Source organism: Novosphingobium sp. PhB57, from assembly GCF_004342985.1.
Lineage (GTDB): Bacteria > Pseudomonadota > Alphaproteobacteria > Sphingomonadales > Sphingomonadaceae > Novosphingobium.
On record NZ_SMBO01000022.1, the window covers coordinates 1 to 25,157 of the forward strand.

Sequence of the window (25,157 nt, forward strand, 5' to 3'; positions counted from 1 at the left end):
CTCGCCATGGCCGGCTCTGGTCAGGTTGCCGACTTCCATCTCCATCAGCCGCTCGGCGGCAAAAGAGATCATCTCGCGCAGAATATCTGCATCCGGGGTCTTCTCTACCAGAAAACGCAAGTGCATCATCGGATCGGTCATCGCGATTCCTTCCGCCAGGTTTGAGCTTCGCAACCCAAACCTACCCGAAAATCACGGTGACCACCTCAGCCTTCAGCTACACCACGTCCTGGGACGCGACCCAAGGCGCACCGCCGCCACGCTTGCGATCAGCAGGCGGTATACAACCTGTCGGAGAGATCAGCGAAATTACCGAAGGCGACTCTCGATCAAACCTCCGTCCAATAGAACTTCTTCGATTCTCCGCGTTGCCAACGATCAAATATCTCCGCTCGCCGACGGGCCGTGTAATATATCCAACGACGCTGCTTCATCGCGACACTCCATCTTCTTCAAAAGACTTAGTGTTGCCGCCACCCGTTGAACCCCACCCGATATCTTAACGGACGAGTAGAAGCATGACATCTTCCGTGGGAGGTGCTGCGAGGATGGCGTCACGGGTTGTTAATTGGATTCCCGCCTCCAGGGTTATCTCGGCCAACGTGAAGCCGTCCGACAGAATTTTGTCGATGAAGGCGCCTGGATCACTATAGCGTACTCGGGCAAATTCGAGCACAATCGTCAGGGGCCGTGTCTGCTGTAGGATGGCCGCCATACCGTGCCAAATCGCCTGCTCAGATGTGTCAGCATCAATCTTAATTAGATCGGCGTCTAATAGCTCGGGATAACTATCGAGCCTACGCGTCCGCATTAGGCGACCTTGGGCAACCGGATCAGTCGAAGCTGGATGATCGATTGGCAACAGGTGCGCATTTTTGGGTTCATCAGTTGGCACAAACAGCAAGACATCGGTTTCAATATCCGCCAAAGCTTGTTCATGCACGGTTGCAATTCCATCGAAACCATTGATGGCGAGGCTTTGAGTCATCCTTCGCGCTAGATCGGTATTCGGTTCGAAAGCATGCACCTGACCTGTTGGCCCCACCAGTTCGGAAAGTAGCAACGAGAAGTATCCAAGGTTGGCCCCAACGTCGACCACCTTCATACCAGGTTTGACTAGCCTCGCTAGTAGCTCTGTGAGCCACATTTCCCAGTAGCCATCAAGAAGCAGATGGCTAGATAGCCCAACATCAGTCGTGTCGACAATCATTTTATATCGGCCCAATACTCGACATAACGACCGCCCATTGCCGAGATAAGCGTTCGTGCATAGCTGGCGGATTACCGCCTCGTTACGCTGCCTCGATTTGGTCTGAAGATGATCTAAATGAAACAGCCGAATTCCGGCATCCGCCGTTGATCCGCGACGGAGGCCAGACACCATGCTCGAAAGAGAGAGAAAACGCTTCATACGGGCGCCCATATGCTAAGCGAGACCGTAAGGCGACCACTACTCGAAGATTTGATCATCGAAACAGCTTTCAAGGGGTATTTGGAACCCGCTTCTCCCGTTCTAGGCCGGCCGGATTGTCATAGGTCGCGTTGACAAAGTGAATTCCCAATCTGCCTGATTTTTGATCCAGAGCTTTTGTTTGCGAGGAGCGGCGATGGCACGAGGTGATCTGACGGACGAAGAATGTAACGTGATTGCAGGCTGCTACCATCGGAATGCTGCCGCAAATATCGTCCCGCCCGTGACAACCTGCCTTTCCTCAACGGCATACTGCATGTGCTGCTTGCCGGCCGCCCATGGCGCGATATGCATGAGCGGTACGGCCTGCGAGACTCCGTCTATGTGCGGCTTGGTCGTTGGGCCCAGTGAGGTAGCTAGGAGGTGATCCTGGCTACGCCGGTCGAACAGGGTCTGACAGACGATTGGCAGCACATGATCGACAGCCCTAAGGTTCGCAGCCATGTCTCTGCCGATTCCTTGCGACTTTCGCCGTTACCGGGATCGCAATCGCATCGAACGCATGTTCGGCCACCTCGAGTAGTTCCGCCGCCTCGCCACGCGTTACAACAAAACTGCGCTACCCTTCAGCTTCTTCAACGTCGCCGCGACCCGCAAATGGCAGCCCCACCTTGTCAAAGCCGCCTAATACGGGCCCTCGGCGAAGCCCGGCGGTGCCACACCAGGCGTCATCAAGCCGAAGGACATGGATTTCCGCAATCGAACAAAATTAACGCTAGAATCGTCTTGACATTAACAAACGGCAACCATGCTGGCCGACGCCAATTTTCACAGGATGGGGGTGAGGCCTGCTAGTACTTCTACTGGTCAGAGCCGATCTAGCGAACTTGAATGCTCTATAAATTTACAAAACCCTATGAAATCAAAAATCATCACCTAAGCTTTAATTTACGACATCACAACTACCTAAGACTAGGTCGAATTTCATATTAATCACTTTAGATCATAATTTAAAATACAATAATGCTCAAAAGATGTAGATGTATTTTGAGATACGGATGCGAACGCTCGTGAGACCGGAGATATATTTTGTGCTACCCCATCGATATGGCGAGGCCCACACATACTGGGGTACGTTCCCGAAACGGCTTCAAGCTCGTTTCGCTCAATTACCATGGGGCCAGTCAGAGAATCGACGTTGAGCGCCAGCATCGCTCCACGAACTCGATTTTCAGTTACTCGGCCACCGAACGCAGGCGCTGAGTACCAAGGCGCTGATCCAATCATAATGCCGAATCCGCAGCGACGCCGCGGACCACAGTCAATTGTGTTGAGTTCCACTCGAGTATCAGTGAAATTACCGCTCGTCGCATTGGGCCACGCCTGCAACATGAGCTCCGCAAATGATCCACCTTCAACGCGCTGACTATGCTCAAAGCGATTATTGACGATAGTGCAGAAGATGCAACTTCCAAAAATCAGCTGGACATCTGTATTATCGCGAAAAAGATTATCAGAAACCCGAAAATTAACGGCGTTGTGAATGGTCAATCCATCCGCCCAACGAAATTCAATATTATGAATTCCATTTTCAACAAATGCATTTTCTTTAATGGTGGCATCAATTCCAGTCCCGTACTCTAGGGCGGTATAGCAAGCCATATCCCGGAATACCGATCGACTAATAACAATAGAATTACCGTTAATTCTTACCCCCCCAGCCATCGCGCGTTCTTTATCCGACGCGCAACGCTTTGAGGACATATTCGGATCGCTCGAACGAGTTCCTTGGAAAACCAAGTGATCAAGCCGAACCGAATCACTTTCGACATTGAAGGGCATAACAGCGCTGGAGATAGCAGAAGGGCTAATTGCCAAATGCAAGAGTGCGCAACGACGTTCGTTGCCGAAGCATCGAGCATCAGCAAACGATATGCCTCGAGTTTTAATCGTCAGCGGCCGCCGTAAATGGACCGGTGTCTCTATCAGGTAGGGGCCAGGTGCGAGCTCTACAATCCCATGAGCTGGCGTTTCGTCAATGCATGCTTGGAGCGCAAGACCCACATCTCGTGCCCCTCCGACAAAGCTGGGTAGATTGGCACAGGTGTCAGCAGATGAATCTGGCTCAGCGTACGCTGGCTGCACGCCCAGAAGACCCAGCAAACCCAACATAGGAATGGCGAAAATCTTCATCCAAGCACTAGATCGGTCATGTGGCGCCAGTTCAGGTGACATCATAAGCTTGCGGTGCCAACTCCGCTGGTGCAGGGAGCGCCTAAGCACGGGATCTACCTCTCGGGAGCTGTAGGAGCAAAACATGCTTTCGAAGATTTTGGATGGCAAACGCAAATCTAGCAGCCGTCGTATCGGCAATCAATGCCGCGATGCACGCGATTGGGCAGGAGCCTCTGACGCCTACACACAACACCTTGAAGTTTACAATATCGATCAAGCAATCTGGGTCCAGCTTGGACACGCAAAAAAAGAACTGGGCTTGCTGGAAGATGCCGCGAGAGCCTACCAGACTGCTGTTGACCTTGACGATCGTGACATTGACGCGAACATACATCTTGCCGATGTATTACGTCGGCTAGGTGACGGCGAGGCTGCACTGGCAGTATATGAGCGCGTAAACAATATCGCGCCTAATTCAGAAGCATTACTTCACATTAGGTCATTAAGAAAAGACTCGAGAGCAACTAGCGCCGTGGGCCTAGGCACCGGTACAACCTTTTTCGCGATTCAAGATCTTTTCGGATACCTCAAAGCACATGTTACGATGTCAGGTATCCAGCGCGTGCAAGCCGGAATCGCTCTACACGCGATCAGAGATCCGAATATCGACGTACGTTTCATTCTGAGCAATGTTGGATCGGATATACAAACACTTCCGGCCGGCGAGTTTTGGATGGTCGATAATACTGAATTAATGCGCATCATCGACTATGCTTCCGGCAAGAATGTTGATCATGAAACTTTGCGCTTAATGCTAATTTCCTGCGAAGATGGAGCTGAAAGAGTTCGCCCCCTCGCAGGAAGCACTGTTATACTTCTCGGTGCATTCTGGGGGTTGGGGAATAGCGTTCAGAACTTCGTTCATTCCAAACGCGAGGGTGTGCGAATCGGCGCATACGTCTATGACATTATCCCTGTCACACACCCTGAATTTTGTGACGATGCCCTCGTAACTGACTTCAGCATGGCCATTTGTGAACTTTGCGCCACTGCAGATTTCATTTTGACTATATCTGATGCCACCAAAACAGAATTGACCAACTTCATCGCTAAGAATCGGGGTCGGGCAATTCCGATGGCGACTGTGCCATTGGCGCATCACCTGACCCGCGAAACCGACCACTCCGTTGTGTGGCCCAAGCAACTAAGCCGGGTCCAAGGCAAGCGTTACGTCGCCTACGTCTCAACCATAGAGGGGCGAAAAAACCACTTGTATGTAATAAATTCCTGGCGGCGTTTAATGGCCGAGGGCGTAAACGTACCCGATCTCGTCTTTGTAGGAAGACACGGCTGGAAAATTAGCGCGCTCACCGATGTACTGAAAGCCACCAATAATCTCAATGGTCGGCTTCATATTGCGCATAACCTGTCCGATGGTGAATTGAATGCTATTTATGCGAACTGCGAATTCTCTGTCTTCACCAGTTTCGTCGAAGGTTGGGGTTTGCCGGTCGGGGAAAGTCTTTTCCATGGCCGGCCCTGTGTCGCCGCCGACACCTCCTCAATCCCCGAGGTTGGCGGCGAGCTCGTCGATTACATTGACCCCTTCAATCTCACCCAAGGCGTCGAGGTCTTCCGTAAAATGATCACGGATCGCGCTTACCTGCGCAGTCGGGTAGAAGCGATCCGGGACCACTTCACCCCGAGAACTTGGACAGATGTAGGGGCTGATTTTCTGGAAAAAACGAAGTCGCTCCAAGACGTAAACGTCAGTTCATTTTCAATGAAATTGAAGGAAGGCGAGGCATATACGTTGAAAGCTCACGGAAATGAGCGAGTAAATGTCAAAACCTACTTTCACAAGCTAAGTCGTCTTATGATTGATTCAGAGTTCTTCTATCATAAGGAGGATCACGGCGTTTGGATGCGCGGAGCTAATCCTTCAATTTCGATTGCTACGGAGGCTGCCCCGGAGACGTCGGTGCTCGTTTACATGCGGCTCTCGATTGCGCCCGGTGCATTGGAATGTCGCCTGACAATACTCGATCAGATGACCGACACCGAGACAGGGTCAATCCGGTGCAAAGATCTCAGCCAAGAAGGAGGTACGATCAGGTTGCCGGCGAAGGTAGGAAAAGACGGAGCAATTCATCTTCGCTTCGATGTGACAGGCCCATATTCAGGGATGCCAGGCGACAAGCGTGACTTTGCGGTAGGCTTGAGCTCGATAGGTTACGCGCAGCCACAGAACATAACTGCCCGACAAGAACTGCTTGAAGTCATGAACCTACGGGATCTCGCGGCCTGCTAATCGGCGCATGGAGGTCGTCGCTGTATGCCATCTGATTTTCGCCCGATATTGCCAATCTGCGTGGATGGGCGGATGCTACTCGATGGCGGCGCCGGCACCGGTGTGGGTCAATATGCACGGACAGTTATCGCAACGTTGAAAGCAAACGGCGTGCCCACGGCGATACTCGATGACCTCGGTCCGAGTGAGCGAAGATCGCGAATTGCCAAGTTCGTAGCCGCTAGTCGCCCATGGGAACGCGTAGCAGTCGAAAGTAGGAATGGGTTTTCGGCCCGCGACGTGTTCCGAGAGGCGCAGGTATTTTTTGACATTTATAAGCGACCCATGCCGATTATTCTCCCGGGAAAACCTGGCGTTATGCATTGGTCCTATCCCCTGCCCGTGCGTGCTATTGGTTGGCGCAATCTTTATACCATTCACGACGTCCTGCCCCTCGACCCGGCCATTCCGAGCCCCGTTAATGGCTTGCGTTTGCGCCGAATTCTGAATTCGTTGCGACGCTATGGGGGGAATTTTGCAACAGTAACTGACGCCGCGCACAGCCAGATTGTTAGCAAAATGGGCTGGCCTTCCGACACAGTAGTATGTTGCCACCAAGGCGTGGACGTATCAGAAGCCCAGGACGGCATCCTCCCGCCAGGCCTAGTTCCCGGCGCCTATCTCCTCTATGTTGGAGCGGTTGAGGCGCGTAAGAATTTGCACAGGCTATTGCAATCATATTGCGAGAGCGGAATCAAGACCCCTTTGGTCATATCGGGACCAGACGGGATGGATGCGCAGAGGATTAATCAATGTATCGCAGCCACTCCGGGTGCGATACGCTTAGGCCTACAATCTCGTAAGAACGTACTTCGTTTGATTGCCGACGCGCGAGCGCTTGTTTTCGTGTCCCTGGCAGAGGGTTTCGGATTGCCGGTGGTAGAGGCAATGGCACTAGGTACACCTGTGCTTTCTGCTGACGTGCCTGCACTTGTAGAGGTGGGAGGTGGTGCAACTTTATTAGCAGACCCCCTCAATACTACGTCTCTGCGAGAAGCTATGATAGCAATAGACCTTGACGCCATTCTGCGCGACCGGCTCTCAACACTCGGCTCGCGACGTGCTCGTTACTTTACGTTTGGACCTTATGCGCAGCGCTTGCTCAGCCTGTACGAGATATCATGACTAAAAATGAATCGCCTCACATCCGAATCGGCTTGGATGGATACAATTTGGCTATGCCATATGGAACCGGCGTCGCAACCTACGGCCGCAACCTAGCGTCAGCGATTAGCGAAATCGGCTATCCGATTGATCTTGTCTACGGCGTAAATATCCCACGAAAAACTGAAGTTAACTTGCGGGAGTCAATGTTTTTCGGTCAGTTAGGAACAGACGGGGTCGACCGCCTGACGTTTCGTAAACGTATACGTCGCTGGCGGGTTCATCCTCTGGTGCATGATCTGATTGAGATTCCCGTCACTGGACGCACAATTCGCGCAGATACCGAAGATCCGCTGCCCAAGTTCGACCGCCTCTTCAACCTTGGAGAAATTTTTGACGTCTGCGCGCGGCATTTCCGCCGCTACGGCCGCTTCATGACATTGCGACTGCCAAACCCTCCATCAATTATGCATTGGACGTATCCCTTACCAATACGGCTGGCAGGCTCTCGAAACATATATACTTTGCATGACTTAGTACCTTTGAGGCTACCGCAGGCTAGTCTTGAAGATAAGCGCTATTACGATCAACTCACGCGGGCTTGCGTAGCGCAAGCAGATCATATTGTCACAGTGTCAGAAAGGTCACGCAAGGATATCATAGAACTCCTTGGCGCCGATCCGAATCAAATCACAAATTGTTATCAAGCCAGTGATATGCCGCAGATTCGTGATCCGCTGGCACTAAAAGATCGCTTACACCGGCTGTTCGATCTAGAAATTCAAGGATACTTTCTCTTTTTTGGAGCAATAGAGCCGAAGAAAAATCTTGGACGTATAATCCAAGCGTATTTGGAGGCAGATATCGATACGCCTCTGGTGATTGTCGGAAGGGAGGCTTGGCATGCAGAAAAAGAATTGAAACTCCTCGGCATGGCTCACGGCCGGAAATTGCCTGGTGTAGAGCGCATTCGTCGGATCGATTACGTCCCCCGTGTTTTGCTGGCCGATCTTTTGCACGGTGCTAGGGCAAATCTCTTTCCGGCTTTGTACGAAGGGTTTGGGCTTCCCGCGCTAGAGACACTAGCTGCCGGAGTTCCCTTGCTCTCAAGCACCACTGGAGCACTACCGGAAGTGGCCGGAACGGCAGCTTTGGCTGTGGATCCGTATGATGTAGACGCTATGGTTAAGGCCATTCGCAGGCTCAACCAGGATTCCGCTTTACGCGCTCGGCTTTCCGCAGAAGGTCCGATCCAAGCCGCTCAATTCTCCATAGGGTCTTTTGCCGATCGCATTCGGCAACTTTACCATGACGTCGCTAGGCGCTAGGCGCTTACGGGAAGCGGATATTTCCCGATCGATTGCAATCTCGGCTGAAGGTGCGGGAGCAGCTTTCGGGACACTGGAGTAACATCATGTATAAAAAGCGCTGGGCGCAAATGGTTCGCCCGGGAATGATCTTGCTATCTGCAACAGCAATAAGTGGTTGTGCTACGCTGCCGAGGAATGGCCCGACTGGCAGCCAAATCGCGAGGGATGCCCAAGAAGAAAATGATATTGGGTTTCAGATAGTAGATATCGGACCAAGAAATATTGACGCCTTGTCAAACACAAATGCTCCCTCTGGAGCGCTCTCGGCTTTGTCCGCTGATGGACTGGTAGATACCCTTGGTCCCGGCGACGTCCTGTCAATAGAAATCTACGAAGTCGGTGTCACCTTATTCGGTGGACGCGCAAGCATCGCAGGACCGGGATCTTCTGCTGGTGATGAAGCAGCACCGTCCGCGAATGCCGGAACTATAGGCCAAGGCGGCGTAGTGGTTGATCGCTACGGCGAGATTACCGTGCCATACGTCGGCCCAATCTCGGTCAAGGGGTTAACCACTTCCCAGGTGCAAGACCGGATTGTCGCAGGTCTGCGAGGTAAATCGCAAAGCCCGCAAGTGGTAGTTACTCTGCGCAAGAATGTCTCGAATACCATTGTGGTGATGGGAGCCGTCTCGAGCCCAGGACGGTTCGCACTGTCGCTGGCGCGGGAGAGATTGCTTGATGTAATTGCAGACACCGGAGGAATTAGCCGTAACGCACAAACTGGCTCGTCCACTGCCACTGGCACTGGCACGCAAGACGTCATTGTCCGTTTCACACGACATGGCCGCACCGTGGAGCAGCCGCTTGATACGGTTATCTCCGGCTCGAATGACGATTTGACGCTGTTGGGCGGAGACCGAATCGAACTAATCCGACAGCCTCGGACCTTTACTGTTTTTGGCGCTCTTGATCGAATTTCTCAAATTCCATTCGAGAGTCGTACGTTAACTCTCGCGGAGGCGCTTGCGCGAGCGGGGGGACCAAATGATAGTCGTGCAGATCCTCGATCGGTATTCGTGTTTCGAATGAATTCCAGCCCTGCGCGAATTGGAACTGAAGCACAACCACCTGAAAATACCCAAACCTCTCCGGTCGCTTACCGTATTAATATGATGCGCGCACAGAATTACTTTCTTGCCCAGCAATTTATGATGCACGATAAAGACGTCATATACATTGCAAATGCCTCTGCAAACCAACCTCTAAAGGTTGTGCAAGCCCTTGGTCAACTATTCTCTCCAGTTATTGCGATCCAAAACGCAACAAGATGACACCAAGAGGGCCCGGCGCGTTATTGCGCCGGGCCCTTATTTACGATCAGGCTGCGTGCTCTTTTACGCCAGCCGCAATCAGCCACCCGATAGCGTAGATCAGCTGCAAGGCTAAAAAGGCCGTTATTACGGTCTTGGTGCGCTCGGGATAAAGTGCGCGAACGGGCATATTAGCGTCAACAACCGGCACTACAAAAAGTTGTTGCCGCCGGGCATCTTCTCGTGCTCGCTGAAGCGCGGCTGAGGCAATTTCAAATTGCTTGCCTGCCATTTCCTGCCGGATCTTGATTTCCTCATACGCACCCATACCAGCAGCGACATTGCCAGGCCCCTGCGACAGCTTGGATGTCTCGGCGTCAACCTGGCGAGATAATGCCGATACTCGCTGCCGTACTGCAATCAGCTGCGGACTGTTTGACGAAAGGACGGCCGCCATGGACGACTCTTGTGCTCTGGCGACCGCAAGTTGCCCTTGTAGTTCGGAAACCATACTGGTCCTTGTAGCGCCAGTGATTTGCGGATTGAAGTCGCGCTCATCACTTCGGAAGCGTGTGATCTGTCCCTGAACTCGCGAAAGATTGGTCTCTGCCTCTCCTACCTGCCGCTGTGCCATTGCGACAGCATTGGCGTAGTTTCGACGATTAAGCGTATTAACGCGGCCTTCGCCAAGTTGGATGAGTTCACGGACAATACGATATGAGTCTTCGGGCCGAAAACTCCGTACCTTTAATACTGTGATACCCGTTTCTGAACTAACATCAACATCAGATTTGCCGTTGAAGTACCTTTGGAGTTGCTCAGGCGTCGGGACCGCGAACCATAAGCGAGATAGTATATCAGCTTCGGGACGGCGATACCTTTGCGTGAGGCCAACCCGTGATTGCAGGGCGCTGACGGCATCGTGAGATTTCAGATAATCCGCAATCAGCAATGCATCACGTTCGGACGAGGCGCCCCCGACCAAGGTCAATGCTTGGCCCAAGCCGCTAGGAGCTGCTGGCTGCGAATCCGAAGTTTTAACGACGAAGTGCGCTTCTGATTCATATTGGTCAGACGCAACAAGATAATAATAAACCGCGACAAACACTGTTGGAAGCAACACGATCAGACACCAGTTACGATGCGCGCGCAACCAACCGAGCAGCCCGGTCTGGTCTGTTGAGGAGGCGTTGTTCAAAATGGATACCTTAGTTAAGGTGGACGCGACGTCGCGTTGCTCGAATTGAGACAAGCCCCGCGTAGGTTAACAGTAAAGACCAGCCAATTACGTACGGAACATTGACATATGTGTTCTTAGCTACTTGAAACTGTCCGTATCGTAAAAGTTCAAAAATCGTGGTTATGGGAAACCAAGTCAGCCAAGTCCTATAAGGCTCTGGAATCCAAGCCAACTGATAGAAAGCACCTGACAGCGGCATAAGAATATATGTAATAGGATGGACAAATCTCGCCACCAGCCTGTTATCATGCGTCCAGGCGCAGATTAACAAAGAAATTGCAAAAGAAAACCAGAACATCAGGCCGATTCCAACCAACAAATCCAGCGGGCGCGCTGGAAATTTGGCCAATCCTAATACCATTACAAATGCAATGAGAACTGCATAGGAAACAATTGTCCCCGCACCTTCTAATAAGGCACGGGCAAACATCATATCAAATATGGTCACGCGCCGATGGTAAAGAAGTGGCATATTCGCTTCTAGTGCACCGTCCGCGCGTGTAACCATTCCCCGGAACATAATGAAAATAGTGTACCCGAGAATAGAAAATGGAACGGGATGGATACTCATCCCGTGCGATGACCCTCCGGAGTGAAGCAGTGCGACAGCACCCGCCAATGTCATTGGCTCCAGGAATATCCATAGATATCCTATGTTATCCCGCCCATAGCGCGTGTGTAGCTCGCGCATTAGCAACGCGCCGATAACGTTGGCCTGAACTTTTAAGCCGCGCCAGAATCCTCGGTCCCCCGTGGAACCCGAAACGTCCGAAATCATGGTCATGCAAATTCGCCAATTTAGAAACGCGACATCAAATGGGTATACCCGAGATGCATACAGGTTAAGGAAGCAGTGCGCTTGATCGAAGGACGCTAGGCAAAATCTTCCGCAGACATATGCCAAGGATCACTTCATCCATCTGTAGTAAACCACATATAGTGAAGCTCCGCTCAAAGGAGTGTAATTTTCTGGGCAGTGACAGCAATCTATGATTTACCATTGATACTGTAGTCTCCAGTGCTCCAATCATATTCGCTCGCGCTCCCGAACGAAGCTCTACTGCAGCTACTTTACCAGAAAGAGCGACGCACATTCGCGATGAAATTCCATTAATTTCCACCGTTTTGCCTAAACGCCCCTCCCCGCCATGCGGGCCGTTTAAGCCGTAAGAGGTCAGGTGACAAGGTGACACCCATACCACAATGGCAGCAAAACGGCGATTTTGCGAACGCTGGACTCAAGCGAATTTCACCGGAAAGAATGATGTCGCCGTACCGACGTACTCTGGGCTCTATACCACGGGTTTTTAAAAACCCCGGCCCGCTATCAGCGCTCGCAAAACCGCCCATTCGATGACCACTCGCTCTCACGCGGCGCTTCTTTCAGAAAGCCTGCCGCCAAAGACGGTAGTCAGCTTCAATCGACATGTCTAACTGCATGCGCTCTTTTAGCCCACCGCTTCCTGTAGCAAAAGCTTATCGATCAGGGTGACAGGGATATCGTCAACGCATAAACTAATAACAGAGGAATAAATTTTTCCTATTCCCACCAGATATAAGCAAGAGAATATTATGCGATAAGGTAATTCAAGATTTTGTTTAGCATGATAGGCCGCTGTTGACGCAGATATGGAGTTATAAATTTCAAAAAATCCGATAAATTGCTTGGAAACTGATCTAAGCGAACCAGAAATGACTATAACCGATCTACTTCAATTTCTCAAACATGGCTCGGCGCTTTAAGCATGGGGTACGAACTTCCGGCGTGTTGCGGCATTAGCTTGGCGCGGATAGACCTCCGAAGGGACTTCTTTCTGGAACGCAGGAGGTCCGGTGAGGGATCACGTAAAGACCATCGCGCGCACCGAGCGATGCAGGAAGTTTTCGGATGCCGAGAAGGCGGCGATCTTCGCCAAAGGCGGATGAGGATGGCGTATCGGTCCATCAGGTAACTCAGCGCCACGAGATTGCCGAGAGCCTGATTTATAACTGGCGGTCGGCCCGTAGCCAGGACGCAGCCATCGCCAATGAAGCGTTGGAGTTCATTTTCTGCGCCGCGAACATAACAACGGAGTCCGCAGCGCCGCAAACTATGTCGGAACCCCCGCAGGTGCGTCGATCTGTTTCGTCGCCGATGTCGCCAGCACCGGAGGAACTTACCCGTCCGCGTCCCGGCGCGATAGGCAAAGGCCTTCCACCCGGACTGCCCGTTCCGTAGACACTACGTCATCAAGAAGGCGCTGGCTCGCGTCCTGCGTACATTCCGGGACGTATCGTGACGGAGCGAAGGTCTATCTGAACTGATACGGTTGATGCCTTCCTTCTTCGGGCATCGTATGGTGAGTAGCGCCAAGGTGGCGAGCGAAGGGAGGCATCAACCGCGGCAGTTCAGTCGACAGTAAGCGTCCGCCGTCGACCGTTAGCAGACTTGGTTCAATCCAACGTTGCCCGGGTTTTGAGGAAAGCGAGATAGCGACCGTCCTCTGCCGCAAAAAGCTCTGCGCCACCTCCCATGTAGGCTCGCAATAGCTCATCTGCCGCTGCATCTTGCTGGTCATCAAGATCGAAAAGCAACTGGCCTCGGCGTAGATGCAGAAAGGGATTTCCAACCGCGCTGGGGCAAGTCATTGCGAAATCGAAAGCTTCGCGGGCGGATGTATTGTAGCCTCCAAGGAAAGCCGCGTCTCCGATGGCGGCGAGTACCCAAGTGGCAGCATTCCAATGGTTTTTTGGCTCGGGAATTATCTCCCATGCGCGATTATATTCGGTGATTGCCGCCTCATACTGCCCGTCTGACGCGAGTTTATCGCCATCCGCGCAAAAATATTGGATGGCCTCGTGGATTTGCGGAGAAAGTTGGTCAGTCGTCATATCGATGACTGACCATAGCCTCATGCTAAAGGCAATGCCGACACCGCGTCAGAATGTCATACCAGCGACGACGACCAATTCCACGGAAGCAACTCATCGACCCGGTTGATGGGATGGCCCTTGCCGATCCGATCGATCACATCGGCCAGCCAAGCCTGCGGGTTCACGTCGTTGAGCTTGGCGGTCTCCAGCAGGGAATAGATCGCTGCGGCGCGGTCACCGCCACAGTCGGCCCCGGCGAAGAGCCAGTTCTTCCGGCCCACGGCGATGCCGCGCAGGGCATTTTCCGCGAGATTGTTGTCGATCTCAAGCCGCCCATCCTCGGTATAGGCGAGCAGTTGGGGCTTGAGCTTCACGGCATAGCGCAGCGCCTCGGCCAGCGGCAACCGCGCAGAAGCCTGCGCCAACATGCCATCGGCCCATGCGAAGAAATCCAACGCGCGCAGCCTGGACAGCTTGCGCGCCTTGCGCCGGTCATCGGCAGGATCACAGGCGATGCCGCGCTCGACATCGTATAGCTCCCGAATGAGCTTCGGCCCTTCGGCGGCCACGTAATGGGGGTCGGCCTTGTAGATATCGTGCAGCTTGCTTCGCGCATGCGCCCAGCAGGCGACAGGCGTTATCAGCCCCGGCTGACGGTCGGACGCATAGAGCCGTTCGAACCCGGCATAGGCATCGGCTTGCAGGAATCCCGCAAATGTCTTGAGATGCTCGCGCGGACGCTCTCCCTTGCGATCCGGGCTGTATCGGAACAACGTCGCCGGTCTGTCGCTTGGTCGCCATCGTCGGTTGTCGCGCAGAGACACCCATAATCGCCCCGTCGCCGTCTTTCCGGTGCCCGGTGCCAGAACCGGCACAGGTGTGTCGTCCGCATGGAGCTTGGGACTGGCCATGATATGATTGGCGATGCGGTCGACCAGCGGCTGCAACAGCCAACTGACCTGCCCCATCCAGTCTGGCAGTGTCGAACGGCTGAGATCGACGCCGTCACGGGCATAGATGCGTGACTGCCGGTAGAGAGGCAGTTGGTCGGCGAACTTAGATACGACCACATGTGCCAGCAGGTTGGGTCCAGCCCGCCCACGCGGGATCGGCAAGGATCGAGCCGGGGCCTGGCTGATGGCATCGCAACATCCGCAGGCCAGCTTGGGGCGGATATGGCGCACGACGCGGAAGCGGCCCGGCACATACTCCAGCACCTCGGTCACATCCTCGCCCAGCGTGCCATAGTGCCACCACAAGCGGAACAGCCGTTGGCATCGGGAGCGGCGTGCACCGTATCGTCGCGCGGCAGATGCTCGGGGAATGGCAAGCGCTTGGGCTTCCGGGCCGTTGATGGGCGTTCTTCGGCAGGTGCCGGTTCGCCAAGGGCGCATGCGGCATGGGCATGCTCTGCTTCGAGATCCTCCAGCGTCAGTTCCAGCTGATCCGCCATCTCGATAATCCGCTCGGACGACTGACCGAACTTCATCCGGCGCAACCGGGATAGCTGGACTTTGAGCTTCTCGATCTGAAGGGTAGTCAGCTTGACTGCGTTACGGGTCACCTCATGCGCCGTCCGCTCGACCTCCAGCGCCTACCCCGAGGCAGCGATACGCGCCTGCATATCGGCGAAAAGCGCGCGTAATGCATCGGGATCGGCAGGAAGGTTGATCTCGTCGGCGGACACGGTTCCCCATAGCAAAATGGGTCATGCAGACCAAGGAAATGCCTGCTTTTCCGCCGCTTTATACCTACATCTGGACCGGAAGCCGGAAGGCTTCCGGCACGATCGTCCGCCTCCAGCCCATTGCCTCGATCAGCAGCGCAAACTGCGCGGGCGTCAGCACTACACCACCCTCGACCAGCGGGGCCACACGAAGCGAGGTCGTTCCAGGCGCTTGGCGAACAGGCACATACCAGAACCGTCCCAGTGCAGCGCCTTGAGATGGTTGCCGCTCCGGCTACGGAACTGGAAGACATGGCCGCAATAGGGCTCGACCGCGAACAGCGGACGCACCAGCGCCGCAAGGCCGTCGAACCCCAGACGAATGCTGACCGGCTTGCTTGCGAGATAGACCTTCGTGCCCGGCGCCAGTGAGATCATGAAATATCCCGCAAGGCTCGCGGCACGCGGGCCAGCGCCTTCTCGTTCACATAACTGTCCACCGACAGGCGCACGCCGCTGGGCAGGTCGATGCCGATCTCGCCGGGGCGCGCACCGGGATGTGGGCGGGTCAGTTCCTCCATCACCGGCATCGTCGGAACAGGATCAGGAAGTTCCGGCGGTGGTGTAGCAGGAACGTTAGCGACAGCACTCTGCGGCACGGCTCCATATGAGATGAAGGTCAGCGGCTCGCTGGCGATCTTCTCCGCCTGCCGTCGCGCTGTCCGCCAGCTATAGATCAGGCTCTCGGCTATATCATGCCGCTTCGCCACCTCCCGCACAGTGACATCCGGCGCATCAGCCTCACGCATGATGGCGTCTCGCTCGGCGGGCGAGTATTTACGGCGGCGCTCCGTGCGGCTGATGACCTCGATCCGGCCCATCTCCTGATCTCCTTATGGAGTCCAGAAGGAGACCCCTATCAGGACTCCCTCGCCAACGAGGGGCCAACAGCGCAACACGCCGGAGGCCGGACGCTTACAGTCGACAAAGCTTTCCACGACCATATCTGCACCGAAATCAAGGAAGCCCCAAACGCAAAAGGTATGCGCCTCGGACGGCTATGCGCGGGGTGATTAGGCCGAATGCCCAGCTTACCGAACGGCGCCTCATTTACCGCGTCAAACAATATGGGCTGCGTACTCACCACGACCGGCTACGGGCTCGTGGTACGCTGACTAAGGCGAAAGCTTGCGGGGAACTCGGATTCCCCGAAGGTACGTTGGTCGGTGCGCCAAGTAGCGCATCGTCAAACGTCACACCTACAATGGCTATAGGGACCTATATTAACCGCCAGGGCCGCACCTCCCAGCCAAACAAAATAGCCAATGAACCCTACTGACACATCGCGCTGGCGCCGTCCGTCGGCTCAGTGAGCGAAATGCAAACGGTTTCGGCGGAAGGGCTCGGGTATGAAGCAAGCCAGTTTGCATAAAGACAAAGCCCTGGTCCGTCCCGTACCAGCGCCTTCAACCGATCGCCCCTTTTGCCGCGAACAAGAATACAGCGCCAGACAAGGTGTCGAGTTGGAGGATATTGCGCAACCGCGCCGACAGGCCATCGAAGCCCTTGCTCATGTTGCCCGGCGCCAGTGACAGAATGTCTTCACGCACAGCGCAACGTTAGACTCAACGTTCAAGCTCTCCGAGAACGTCGAGCGCCAACCTCAACGCCTCCCTGTCTACTAGCCTCTCAATCGAACTGCATCGTCTCCTTTAAGATCGCCACCTTCTCTTTATCGCTCAAATGCCGGCGCCGTTTCACTCGTACGACCACTCTGCCATCTCGGTGAGCGCTCAGCCGAGGCCCGATTGCCGCACGATATCCCCTCGCAGAACCTCCATGTGCTCCGAGAGATTCACGCCATCATCAACCCTCGCAAGACCGGGTTCTGTCGGTGCTTACCTATGACCTCCGCCCTGTAGATAAGGTGTAGTAATCAGGGTGCGATAGCTGGTTTTCGAGGCAAACCTCCCAGTTTATAACAGAGTCATCAATCACCGTCGCCATAGAGCAAACCGATTGACGACTCAGCCATAGCGACTAGCGCCCATCGCTCTGCGCCATGGACGCAGGACTGTGATCAAGCGGTCTTCCTATTGCCGCCTCAATGGTCGCGAGACTTTCCGTGGACGTTGATCCGGCCAAGAACGGCAATGTTGTCCTATTCCTAACCGCTTTAAAAATCCAGCCGTCAGAAGATCGCAAAGAAGAGAATTTTGTTATTGCGTAATATGAAGAAAATTTAATTCGGATACATCCCTAAAAAATGCCGTGCGTATAGACATTCAGTATCAAATTATCACACAATTTCGTCAATGACAGAATTCATTGCTGCCCTAAGTTTGTCCACGGTATTAGCGTCCGACGTAAGATCCAAAACAGTTTTTATAGCATTCTTACTAAGATGTTCATACTCATAGATCTTTAGATCTTGCAAAGCCCGAACGGCCTCTTCAACCGTATTCGTAACTATAGAATTTTCAGGTGTAAGAAAACATTCTCCTAATGTTTTTCCTTCCATAAATTCTTTCGTACTCACGACAGGCGTTCCCAACATCATAGACTCAAGACATGAGAGGCCGTAAGCCTCATCGTCCTTGAAATGAGCGGTGAAGAAGGATTGGACCATCCGCTCGTTACATTCAGAATGACTAAGCATTCCATCGGAGGCCTGGTGCCCAAACATATAGCAAGAGTGCTGCCACTGAGAACGAAAGTTCTCGAACGCAGGCAAGCCTCGCTTCCAGAATGTTGGAATGCTTATATAAGAAGCGATTGTTCTGTCCTCAAACGACTTTAAAACATTTTTGGAAGAGACTTCCGCAATGATTGGTCGAGGAAAATATAAAAGTCGATGAGAAAAGAAGTCGGGATAGCTATTCCATAGGGCAATATCCGGGCATATAAGAACATCTGATATGTTAGGCTCATAGACATGATGTTGCTGGGCAATATTAAGAACCATTAGATCGCCATGTTGTCTAGCGATCGACTTTAGATCCTCTTCTTGCGCCTTACACCCGACCATTACAAAGCCAGGCTCCATTCCCATATATTGCTCAAGAGACACGAGCTCCCCGCCAAGATCCGAATTGTCCGCAAAGTAGCCGATCCTCCCCCAATCTGAATCCGGACTTATTACCCGTAAACCCGCCTTCTGAAAATCTCGGATTAAAGCCGCCGTTCCCTGCGGATGATAGTTTTGGATTAGAATTGTCTTCTGCATGGCCATTTCCAAACCCAATATTATATAGATATATATTAGTGCACGGATTGATTGAAAGTGTGCACTTCTATAGCTTCTTCAATTGTTTCATAAAAGCTGAGACGACCTTCATGCAACACAGCACCACGCTCACAGTAGGCTCGCAGGGTGTTGGGGTCATGACTAATCATCAACAGGGTCCCAGTAACCCTGCGATGATGTAACGCCTCTTCGCAGCGCTGTCGAAAACGATCATCACCTGCAGCAGTGACCTCATCCACAAGATAGCAATCAAAATCTATGGCCAAAGATATCCCAAATGCTAAACGCGCCATCATCCCAGCCGAGTAACTATAAATTGGCTGATGAAAATACGGACCTAATTGTGCAAAATCTTCGACATAGTTCAAAAGATCAGAAACATCCTTGCTATATATACGCGCTATAAATCTCGCATTGTCTGCGCCCGTTAGACTGGACTGAAAACAACTTGCGTACCCAATCGGCCATGAGCAGGAGACATTTCGCGTAATTCGGCCAGAGCTTGGCGATTCAACGCCCGCGATAAGTCGCATGAGCGTAGACTTTCCCGCTCCATTTGCCCCGCATATACCAAGGCTACACCCTGTGGGAATATTGAAGGTAAGATCATTCAATACATCTTTATGAAACTTTCGAAGGTGATAGGTTTTGGATACATTTTCAAATGAAATCATTATTTATGCCCAATATAATTCAGTTAACCAAAAAGATGGGACTTTACACGGCGGAGACATAATCACTAATGAATCCAACCTCACCATCATAATGAAATCATTCACTAACTGGGGCGCAGAACATCCACTGCAAAGTGTCGCGTATCGGCGGCGGGCACCAGTTTGGCAGCGCCTGCCTAAGCAGCGAAGCATCACCACCAAGCACCTCTACATCACCAGAACGAACAAACGCTTGATTGACCTGTATCTTAATGTGGTGGCCACTAATCGCTGTGAGAATATCTAAAATTTGGCCGATTGAGTATACGGTCCCCGTTGCGATGTTAACCAATGAGGGCACAGCAGTCGCGATTGACAGGGCTGCATAAGCTTCGGCTACAGAACGAACATCGCCGAAGTCTCGGCGCACCCATGTATTGCCTAACTCAATAATCTCGGCCCGCCTTCGAAAATGATCAACAATCTTCGGCACCAAATATTGGGTGTTTTGCCCCACCCCTGTGTAGTTGAAGGGGCGCGCTATCACGATCTCTAGCTTTTCACGCCAAAGATTTGCCCCCTGCTCCATTGCTAATTTACTGATAGCGTAATGATTGGCAGGGTTTGTAGATGATTCCTCAGGAATCAATCCCTCCGCCCGGGGGCCATAAACCTGTGCACTGGATGCGATAATGCATCGCGCACCTGGCTTGGATTTGGCAATAGCGTCAAGCAGGTTCAACGTACCGATATGATTGACAGCGTAGAATGACCGCCAATCAGCAGCATCAACGAAAGCACGTCCTGCGAGATGAATGACGCGATCGAAGTCAATTGACCGCACTGCTCGATCGACAGCGTCTCTATCCCGCAAGTCCACCCGGAGTGCAACGGGGGTTGCGCCAACTTTTTCCAATGCTGAAGACACAAAGCGACCGGTAAACCCGGTCGCTCCCGTCAGCGCGATCCTCATTAGAACGACCAACCAGCAGCATTACGCCGCATATCCGCGTCAACCATCAAACGTGCAAGTTCTTCCAACCCCACCGCGGGCTTCCAGCCCAATTCGCGTTCAGCCTTATGAGCGTCGCCAATAAGGAGGTCGACTTCCGCAGGGCGATAAAACGCCGGGTTTACGCGTACCAAAATCTTGCCAGTCTTAGTGTCGGTTCCGATCTCGGTTTCTTCTTTTCCAGACCAGTCAAGCATGACTCCAATCTGCGCGAAAGCTAGCTCAACAAAATGTCGGACTGTCTCGGTGCGGTTAGTCGCTAGGACGTATGTGTCTGCAATATCGTGCTGAAGCATTAGCCGCATGCCTTCAACATAGTCCTTTGCGTAGCCCCAGTCACGCTTAGCATCGATATTTCCGAGTTCCAGCACTTCGGCCTTGCCGTGCGCTATCTTCGCAACTGTATCAGTAATCTTGCGCGTTACAAACTCACGTCCGCGCAAAGGGGACTCGTGATTGAACAAAATCCCGCTTGCCCCAAAAATACCGAAACTCTCTCTGTAATTCACCGTCAGCCAATGCGCGTAAAGCTTGGCTACACCGTAGGGACTTCTTGGGTAAAACGGCGTATCTTCAGTTTGAGGTATGGCTTGAACTTTACCAAACATCTCTGAGGTCGACGCTTGGTAGAAACGAATGTCCTTATTGACCGTACGAATCGCTTCTAGGAGATAAGCCGCACCGAGTCCGGTTATCTGACCAGTCGTAATTGGTTGGTCAAAAGAAACGCCAACAAAGCTCTGTGCGGCAAGATTGTAGACCTCGGTAGCCTCGGAAGCTTCAATGAGCCGGATGGCCGAACCCATGTCAGTTAGGTCGTATTCGACCAGCTTCAACTGAGGATGATTTGCGATCTCCAATTCATCAATTCGCCAGAAATTGACCGAACTCGTCCGTCGATATGTCCCGTAAACCGTATATCCACGATTCAGCAGATTCTCAGCCAAGTATGCGCCATCCTGGCCGCTGATTCCGGTAACGATGGCACTCTTTGACATATTCTCTTCCCTTAATTGAAGTGGCATGCGCGATAATGGCACCGCACAGCGATGACCAGAGGAAACAGCCCTAGTTGACGCTGCCAGACCGGACAACCGCCTCATTTATCGGTCGAACTGTCTGACGGCCAAACGGCTAGCGCGATATGAGCATGCTGCCGAGGTTCTCTCTATCCATTCGGGCCACGGAACGCCCTGAATGGAACCTTCGTGTATTGCGGGGCATACCTTAACAAAGCAAGCTCGGCCCGCCGGCTTGGCCCGCGTGTACCGGCCCGCCCCATGTTATCCATGCACTAGAAGCATGCTTGAAACGCCTCACGGAATCCCACCACTCACTTAACCGGTGTGATATCTGCGAGGCTGATAGCTGGAAAATCTGGTTAAAAGAGCGCATGAAGATCGTACACCTCAGAATCCCTGGCGTCGCGCTAGTAGTTCCACGCCAAATTGGCGATAAGCGGGGCTATTTCTCTGAGATATTTCGCGAGGATTTCTTCGAAGATGCCTGCGGTAAATGGAATTTTGTGCAGGACAACGAATCGTTCAGCGAAAGCCGTGGAACTCTAAGGGGACTGCATTTTCAAAGCGAACCCCATACCCAAGGCAAGTTAGTACGATGCACCGCGGGTGCGCTTTATGACGTCGCCGTTGATATTCGCCGAGGCTCTCCCTTCTACGGACAATGGATTAGCCAGATCTTGACAGCGAAAAATGGCAAACAACTCTGGTTACCACCCGGCTTTGCACATGGTTTCTGCTCGCTCGAGCCTGAAACAGTGATTAGCTACAAGGTCACTAGCTATTACACCCCCGAATGCGAGAGGGGCTTAGCATGGGACGATCCAGTTGTTGGCATAGATTGGCCGGACATTACAAACACAAATAGCCTTTCCGACAGAGACCGCGCGCAGCCGAATTTTATCGACCTACCTGAGTACTTTCCGTGGGAGAGGACACCTCCATGCGCGTCGTTGTAACTGGCGGGGCGGGGTTCATCGGCTCCGCATTGGTGCGGTACCTCGTGCTCGATAGGGGCTATGAGGTGTTGACCCTCGACGCACTAACCTATGCGGGCTGCGCATCTTCTTTGCGTGCGGTCGAAAATAGGGGAAACCACAAGTTCTTGAAAGCCGACATTCGAGATAGTTCCGCAATGCAAAGAACGTTCGCCGAATTTAGGCCAAATCGCATCATGCATCTAGCAGCAGAAAGCCATGTTGACCGGTCCATTACCGACGCAGGAGCTTTCATCCAGACGAATGTGGTGGGGACATTCACCTTGCTAGAAGCTGCACTGAGATACTGGGACCAGCTAGATTCGGACGGGAAAGCGGCTTTCCGCTTCCTTCACGTCTCGACCGACGAGGTCTACGGCTCCTTGGGCAAGGCGGGATTGTTCAATGAAACGGCACCTTATGATCCTAGCTCCCCCTATTCAGCCACCAAAGCCGCGTCCGACCATCTCGCGAAGGCTTGGGAACGAACTTACGGCCTTCCGGTCGTGATATCCAATTGCTCCAACAATTATGGGCCCTATCACTTTCCAGAAAAGCTGATCCCATTGACGATCCTCAATGCGCTGGAGGGCCGGCGCTTGCCGGTGTATGGTCAGGGTAACAACATTCGCGACTGGCTTTTCGTTAACGACCATGTGCGGGCGCTCGACCTCATCTCACAAAAGGGTTTGCCTGGAGAAACCTACAACGTCGGCGGCCGCAATGAACTTCGCAACATTGAAGTAGTCCGGAGTATTTGTCGGGTATTAGATAGAATATTACCGGAACAGAAATCTCACGAGAAACTTATTGAGTTTGTCGCCGATAGACCTGGACACGATCAGCGGTACGCTATCGATGCGACTAAACTCGAGCGAGAGCTTGGCTGGAAGGCTGTTGAAAACTTCACCACTGGCATTGAGAAGACTGTCCGATGGTATCTTGACAATGAATGGTGGTGGCGGCCGCTACGTAATCGATACGATGGGCGGCGGCTAGGCTTATCTGCTGACAAGGTCTCAGCGTGAGGATCGCTGTCACAGGCTGCTTGGGACAGGTCGTTTCTGCACTTCGGGAGCGAGCTGCTAAAACCGGACACGAGGTAATCGCGCTAGGGCGACCTATGCTTGATCTTTTAGCCCCGGCGACAGTTCTGCCCGCACTAAAAACCGCTATGCCGGACGTGGTAGTTTCGGCCGCAGCCTACACGGCGGTCGACCAAGCGGAGATCGATGCACCCCTCGCTCACGCTACCAACACTGCGGGCGCTGAAATCGTTGCTTGGGCAGCCCGGCACCTTGGCGTGCCTTTAATCCATCTCTCGACCGATTACGTCTTCGATGGAAGCCTAGATCGGCCGTATATGGAGACCGACCAGCCTTCTCCGATGGGAACTTACGGCGCTTCCAAGCTGGCCGGCGAACATGCGGTTCTTGCAGTTCATGGCGCCAACGCCGCTATTTTACGGACGGCGTGGATCTATAGCCCATTCGGCAGAAATTTCGTTAAAACCATGTTGATGTTAGCTAAGGACCATGACGAAATATCAATAGTCTCTGATCAATTGGGAAATCCTACTAGCGCCCTAGACATCGCCGACGGTATAATCACGGTCGCTCTCAATCTGATCAACAATAAAGATCCCTTATTGCGGGGCGTTTTTCATATAGCCGCTCTAGGTGATGCAAGTTGGGCCGATCTCGCGCTTGCAGTGTTCCGCACCTCAGCCATGCTGGGCGCATCATCCGTCCGCGTAAATCGGATTACCAGCACCGATCGTCCCGCTCTAGCATCCCGGCCGGCGAACTCTCGACTCAATTGTGAATTGATCTCGAATCGTCACGGGGTAATTTTACCCAATTGGCACGATTCACTTGAAACCGTGGTGAGACGCCTCAGCGCTGTCACTGTTTGAGCTGAGGAGCGCAACGACGATGAAAGGAATTATTCTAGCAGGGGGGACCGGGTCCCGGCTCTTTCCTATGACTTTACCGACCTCTAAGCAGCTGATGCCGGTTTATGACAAGCCCATGATTTATTACCCGCTTACGACGCTAATGCTCGCAGGAATTCGGGAAGTACTCATAATCTCAACCCCGCGCGACTTGCCTGCATTCATAAATCTCCTTGGCAACGGATCCCAGTGGGGCATGCATTTTGAGTATGCTGAACAGGCAAGGCCGGACGGTCTCGCTCAGGCTTACATCATCGGTGCAGATTTTGTGAAAGAACAACCCTCAGCCCTAATTCTTGGCGATAACATTTACCACGGCCACGGTTTGACCCAACTATTAGATAGAGCGGCCTTACGCACCAGCGGCGCAAGCATATTCGCGTATCGTGTCAACGACCCAGAACGCTATGGGGTAGTCTCATTTGACGACTCGATGAAAGCGACTTCTGTTGAGGAAAAACCGGCTCGACCTAGTTCCAATTGGGCGGTGACCGGTCTTTATTTTTACGACAGTCAAGTGGTTGAGATCGCCGCCGGGCTGAAACCATCTTCGCGTGGCGAACTGGAAATCACAGATATAAACCGTGTCTACCTTGAACGCGGACAACTGTCGGTCGAGATCATGGGGCGCGGTTATGCTTGGCTTGATACTGGCACGCCAGACAGTCTGCTGGACGCGGCGGAATTTGTGAGAGTTCTAGAGAGGCGTCAAGGCTTCAAAATCGCTAGTCCTGAGGAAATTGCATTCCGTCAGGATTTTATCGACGAAGCTGAATTGGATCGTGCAATAAAAGGATTAGGAAAGTCGGAATATGGGATATATTTGCGACGAACCCTATTGAACGAAAATAAATTTGATTGAATATCTACAGCGCA

General features: G+C 52.8%; 19 protein-coding genes and 2 pseudogenes. 8 read left to right on the top strand and 13 right to left on the bottom strand.

From position 1 onward, the window contains the following. A pseudogene (locus EDF58_RS24860) lies at positions 1-141 on the bottom strand (IS256 family transposase); the annotation flags it as partial. Between the two features lie 358 nt (positions 142-499). Then, positions 500-1,411: an FkbM family methyltransferase gene (locus EDF58_RS24870; protein ID WP_207913176.1), complete on the bottom strand. Its 912-nt coding sequence runs from the start codon at positions 1,409-1,411 to the stop codon at positions 500-502. Between the two features lie 291 nt (positions 1,412-1,702). Between EDF58_RS24870 and EDF58_RS26575 the strand changes: the two genes are divergently transcribed. Beyond that, the gene (locus EDF58_RS26575; RefSeq protein ID WP_243654502.1) at positions 1,703-1,822 is read left to right on the top strand and encodes a transposase; all 120 of its coding nucleotides are present in this window, start codon (positions 1,703-1,705) and stop codon (positions 1,820-1,822) included. A gap of 582 nt (positions 1,823-2,404) precedes the next feature. Here the strand turns inward: EDF58_RS26575 and EDF58_RS24880 are convergent. After that, the gene (locus EDF58_RS24880; RefSeq protein WP_165921581.1) at positions 2,405-3,604 is read right to left on the bottom strand and encodes a right-handed parallel beta-helix repeat-containing protein; all 1,200 of its coding nucleotides are present in this window, start codon (positions 3,602-3,604) and stop codon (positions 2,405-2,407) included. A 124-nt stretch (positions 3,605-3,728) separates the two neighbouring features. Here EDF58_RS24880 and EDF58_RS24885 point away from each other — a divergent pair, with 124 nt between their 5' ends. The 3 genes from EDF58_RS24885 to EDF58_RS24900 all read left to right on the top strand — a co-directional run bounded on the left by EDF58_RS24885 (position 3,729) and on the right by EDF58_RS24900 (position 9,681). Continuing rightward, positions 3,729-5,897: a glycosyltransferase gene (locus EDF58_RS24885; RefSeq protein WP_132270405.1), complete on the top strand. Its 2,169-nt coding sequence runs from the start codon at positions 3,729-3,731 to the stop codon at positions 5,895-5,897. Between the two features lie 1,160 nt (positions 5,898-7,057). Further along, complete coding sequence (locus EDF58_RS24895) at positions 7,058-8,368, top strand: glycosyltransferase family 1 protein (RefSeq protein ID WP_132270408.1); 1,311 nt, start codon at positions 7,058-7,060, stop codon at positions 8,366-8,368. 86 nt (positions 8,369-8,454) lie between these two features. After that, a complete protein-coding gene (locus EDF58_RS24900) occupies positions 8,455-9,681 on the top strand; it encodes a polysaccharide biosynthesis/export family protein (protein ID WP_243654501.1) in 1,227 nt (408 codons plus the stop codon). Between the two features lie 46 nt (positions 9,682-9,727). On the opposite strand, the gene EDF58_RS24905 is transcribed toward EDF58_RS24900, so the two are convergent. The 10 genes and pseudogenes from EDF58_RS24905 to gmd all read right to left on the bottom strand — a co-directional run bounded on the left by EDF58_RS24905 (position 9,728) and on the right by gmd (position 21,329). Further along, a complete protein-coding gene (locus tag EDF58_RS24905) occupies positions 9,728-10,858 on the bottom strand; it encodes a lipopolysaccharide biosynthesis protein (protein WP_207913178.1) in 1,131 nt (376 codons plus the stop codon). Between the two features lie 10 nt (positions 10,859-10,868). Further along, complete coding sequence (locus tag EDF58_RS24910; protein ID WP_347812915.1) at positions 10,869-11,684, bottom strand: ABC transporter permease; 816 nt, start codon at positions 11,682-11,684, stop codon at positions 10,869-10,871. A gap of 1,649 nt (positions 11,685-13,333) precedes the next feature. Continuing rightward, positions 13,334-13,771, bottom strand: a complete 438-nt coding sequence (locus EDF58_RS24920) for a tetratricopeptide repeat protein (RefSeq protein ID WP_132270410.1) — start codon at positions 13,769-13,771, stop codon at positions 13,334-13,336. Between the two features lie 56 nt (positions 13,772-13,827). Next, a pseudogene (locus EDF58_RS24925) lies at positions 13,828-15,344 on the bottom strand (IS66 family transposase). A 255-nt stretch (positions 15,345-15,599) separates the two neighbouring features. Further along, positions 15,600-15,857, bottom strand: coding sequence for an IS66 family insertion sequence element accessory protein TnpB (gene tnpB, locus EDF58_RS24930; protein ID WP_207913179.1), 258 nt, complete (start codon positions 15,855-15,857; stop codon positions 15,600-15,602). Next, on the bottom strand, positions 15,854-16,300 hold the full coding sequence (locus tag EDF58_RS24935) for a transposase (RefSeq protein WP_132270412.1): 447 nt from the start codon (positions 16,298-16,300) through the stop codon (positions 15,854-15,856). The genes tnpB and EDF58_RS24935 overlap by 4 nt, the downstream gene beginning before the upstream one ends. A gap of 1,418 nt (positions 16,301-17,718) precedes the next feature. Continuing rightward, entirely contained in the window at positions 17,719-18,645 is a 927-nt protein-coding gene (locus EDF58_RS24940) for a glycosyltransferase family 1 protein (protein WP_132270414.1), read from the bottom strand. Positions 18,646-18,680: 35 nt separating this feature from the next. Next, on the bottom strand, positions 18,681-19,340 hold the full coding sequence (locus EDF58_RS24945) for an ABC transporter ATP-binding protein (RefSeq protein WP_132270415.1): 660 nt from the start codon (positions 19,338-19,340) through the stop codon (positions 18,681-18,683). A 97-nt stretch (positions 19,341-19,437) separates the two neighbouring features. Then, complete coding sequence (locus EDF58_RS24950) at positions 19,438-20,292, bottom strand: GDP-mannose 4,6-dehydratase (RefSeq protein ID WP_132270417.1); 855 nt, start codon at positions 20,290-20,292, stop codon at positions 19,438-19,440. After that, complete coding sequence (gene gmd, locus EDF58_RS24955; protein ID WP_132270419.1) at positions 20,292-21,329, bottom strand: GDP-mannose 4,6-dehydratase; 1,038 nt, start codon at positions 21,327-21,329, stop codon at positions 20,292-20,294. Before gmd ends, EDF58_RS24950 begins: the two co-directional genes overlap by 1 nt. Positions 21,330-21,724: 395 nt before the next feature. On the opposite strand from gmd, the gene rfbC reads away from it, so the two are divergent. The 4 genes from rfbC to rfbA are packed head-to-tail and all read left to right on the top strand — an operon-like array spanning position 21,725 to position 25,143. After that, a complete protein-coding gene (rfbC, locus tag EDF58_RS24960; RefSeq protein ID WP_132270433.1) occupies positions 21,725-22,309 on the top strand; it encodes a dTDP-4-dehydrorhamnose 3,5-epimerase in 585 nt (194 codons plus the stop codon). After that, positions 22,294-23,355, top strand: coding sequence for a dTDP-glucose 4,6-dehydratase (gene rfbB, locus EDF58_RS24965; protein WP_132270421.1), 1,062 nt, complete (start codon positions 22,294-22,296; stop codon positions 23,353-23,355). The genes rfbC and rfbB overlap by 16 nt, the downstream gene beginning before the upstream one ends. Beyond that, on the top strand, positions 23,352-24,242 hold the full coding sequence (gene rfbD, locus EDF58_RS24970; protein ID WP_132270423.1) for a dTDP-4-dehydrorhamnose reductase: 891 nt from the start codon (positions 23,352-23,354) through the stop codon (positions 24,240-24,242). Before rfbB ends, rfbD begins: the two co-directional genes overlap by 4 nt. 19 nt (positions 24,243-24,261) lie before the next feature. Beyond that, entirely contained in the window at positions 24,262-25,143 is an 882-nt protein-coding gene (gene rfbA, locus EDF58_RS24975) for a glucose-1-phosphate thymidylyltransferase RfbA (RefSeq protein WP_132270425.1), read from the top strand. Positions 25,144-25,157: the final 14 nt, after the last annotated feature.

Bases quoted from the DNA above. Each gene is read 5' to 3' on its own strand.
- EDF58_RS24880 (WP_165921581.1), bottom strand. From the start codon at position 3,604: ATGAAGATTTTCGCCATTCCTATGTTGGGTTTGCTGGGTCTTCTGGGC.
- rfbC (WP_132270433.1), top strand. From the start codon at position 21,725: ATGAAGATCGTACACCTCAGAATCCCTGGCGTCGCGCTAGTAGTTCCA.
- EDF58_RS24940 (WP_132270414.1), bottom strand. From the start codon at position 18,645: ATGCAGAAGACAATTCTAATCCAAAACTATCATCCGCAGGGAACGGCG.
- EDF58_RS24870 (WP_207913176.1), bottom strand. From the start codon at position 1,411: ATGAAGCGTTTTCTCTCTCTTTCGAGCATGGTGTCTGGCCTCCGTCGC.
- EDF58_RS24920 (WP_132270410.1), bottom strand. From the start codon at position 13,771: ATGACGACTGACCAACTTTCTCCGCAAATCCACGAGGCCATCCAATAT.
- rfbA (WP_132270425.1), top strand. From the start codon at position 24,262: ATGAAAGGAATTATTCTAGCAGGGGGGACCGGGTCCCGGCTCTTTCCT.
- EDF58_RS24935 (WP_132270412.1), bottom strand. From the start codon at position 16,300: ATGGGCCGGATCGAGGTCATCAGCCGCACGGAGCGCCGCCGTAAATAC.
- EDF58_RS24950 (WP_132270417.1), bottom strand. From the start codon at position 20,292: ATGAGGATCGCGCTGACGGGAGCGACCGGGTTTACCGGTCGCTTTGTG.
- EDF58_RS24895 (WP_132270408.1), top strand. From the start codon at position 7,058: ATGACTAAAAATGAATCGCCTCACATCCGAATCGGCTTGGATGGATAC.
- gmd (WP_132270419.1), bottom strand. From the start codon at position 21,329: ATGTCAAAGAGTGCCATCGTTACCGGAATCAGCGGCCAGGATGGCGCA.
- EDF58_RS24900 (WP_243654501.1), top strand. From the start codon at position 8,455: ATGTATAAAAAGCGCTGGGCGCAAATGGTTCGCCCGGGAATGATCTTG.
- EDF58_RS24945 (WP_132270415.1), bottom strand. From the start codon at position 19,340: ATGATTTCATTTGAAAATGTATCCAAAACCTATCACCTTCGAAAGTTT.
- EDF58_RS24885 (WP_132270405.1), top strand. From the start codon at position 3,729: ATGCTTTCGAAGATTTTGGATGGCAAACGCAAATCTAGCAGCCGTCGT.
- tnpB (WP_207913179.1), bottom strand. From the start codon at position 15,857: ATGATCTCACTGGCGCCGGGCACGAAGGTCTATCTCGCAAGCAAGCCG.
- rfbB (WP_132270421.1), top strand. From the start codon at position 22,294: ATGCGCGTCGTTGTAACTGGCGGGGCGGGGTTCATCGGCTCCGCATTG.
- EDF58_RS24910 (WP_347812915.1), bottom strand. From the start codon at position 11,684: ATGACCATGATTTCGGACGTTTCGGGTTCCACGGGGGACCGAGGATTC.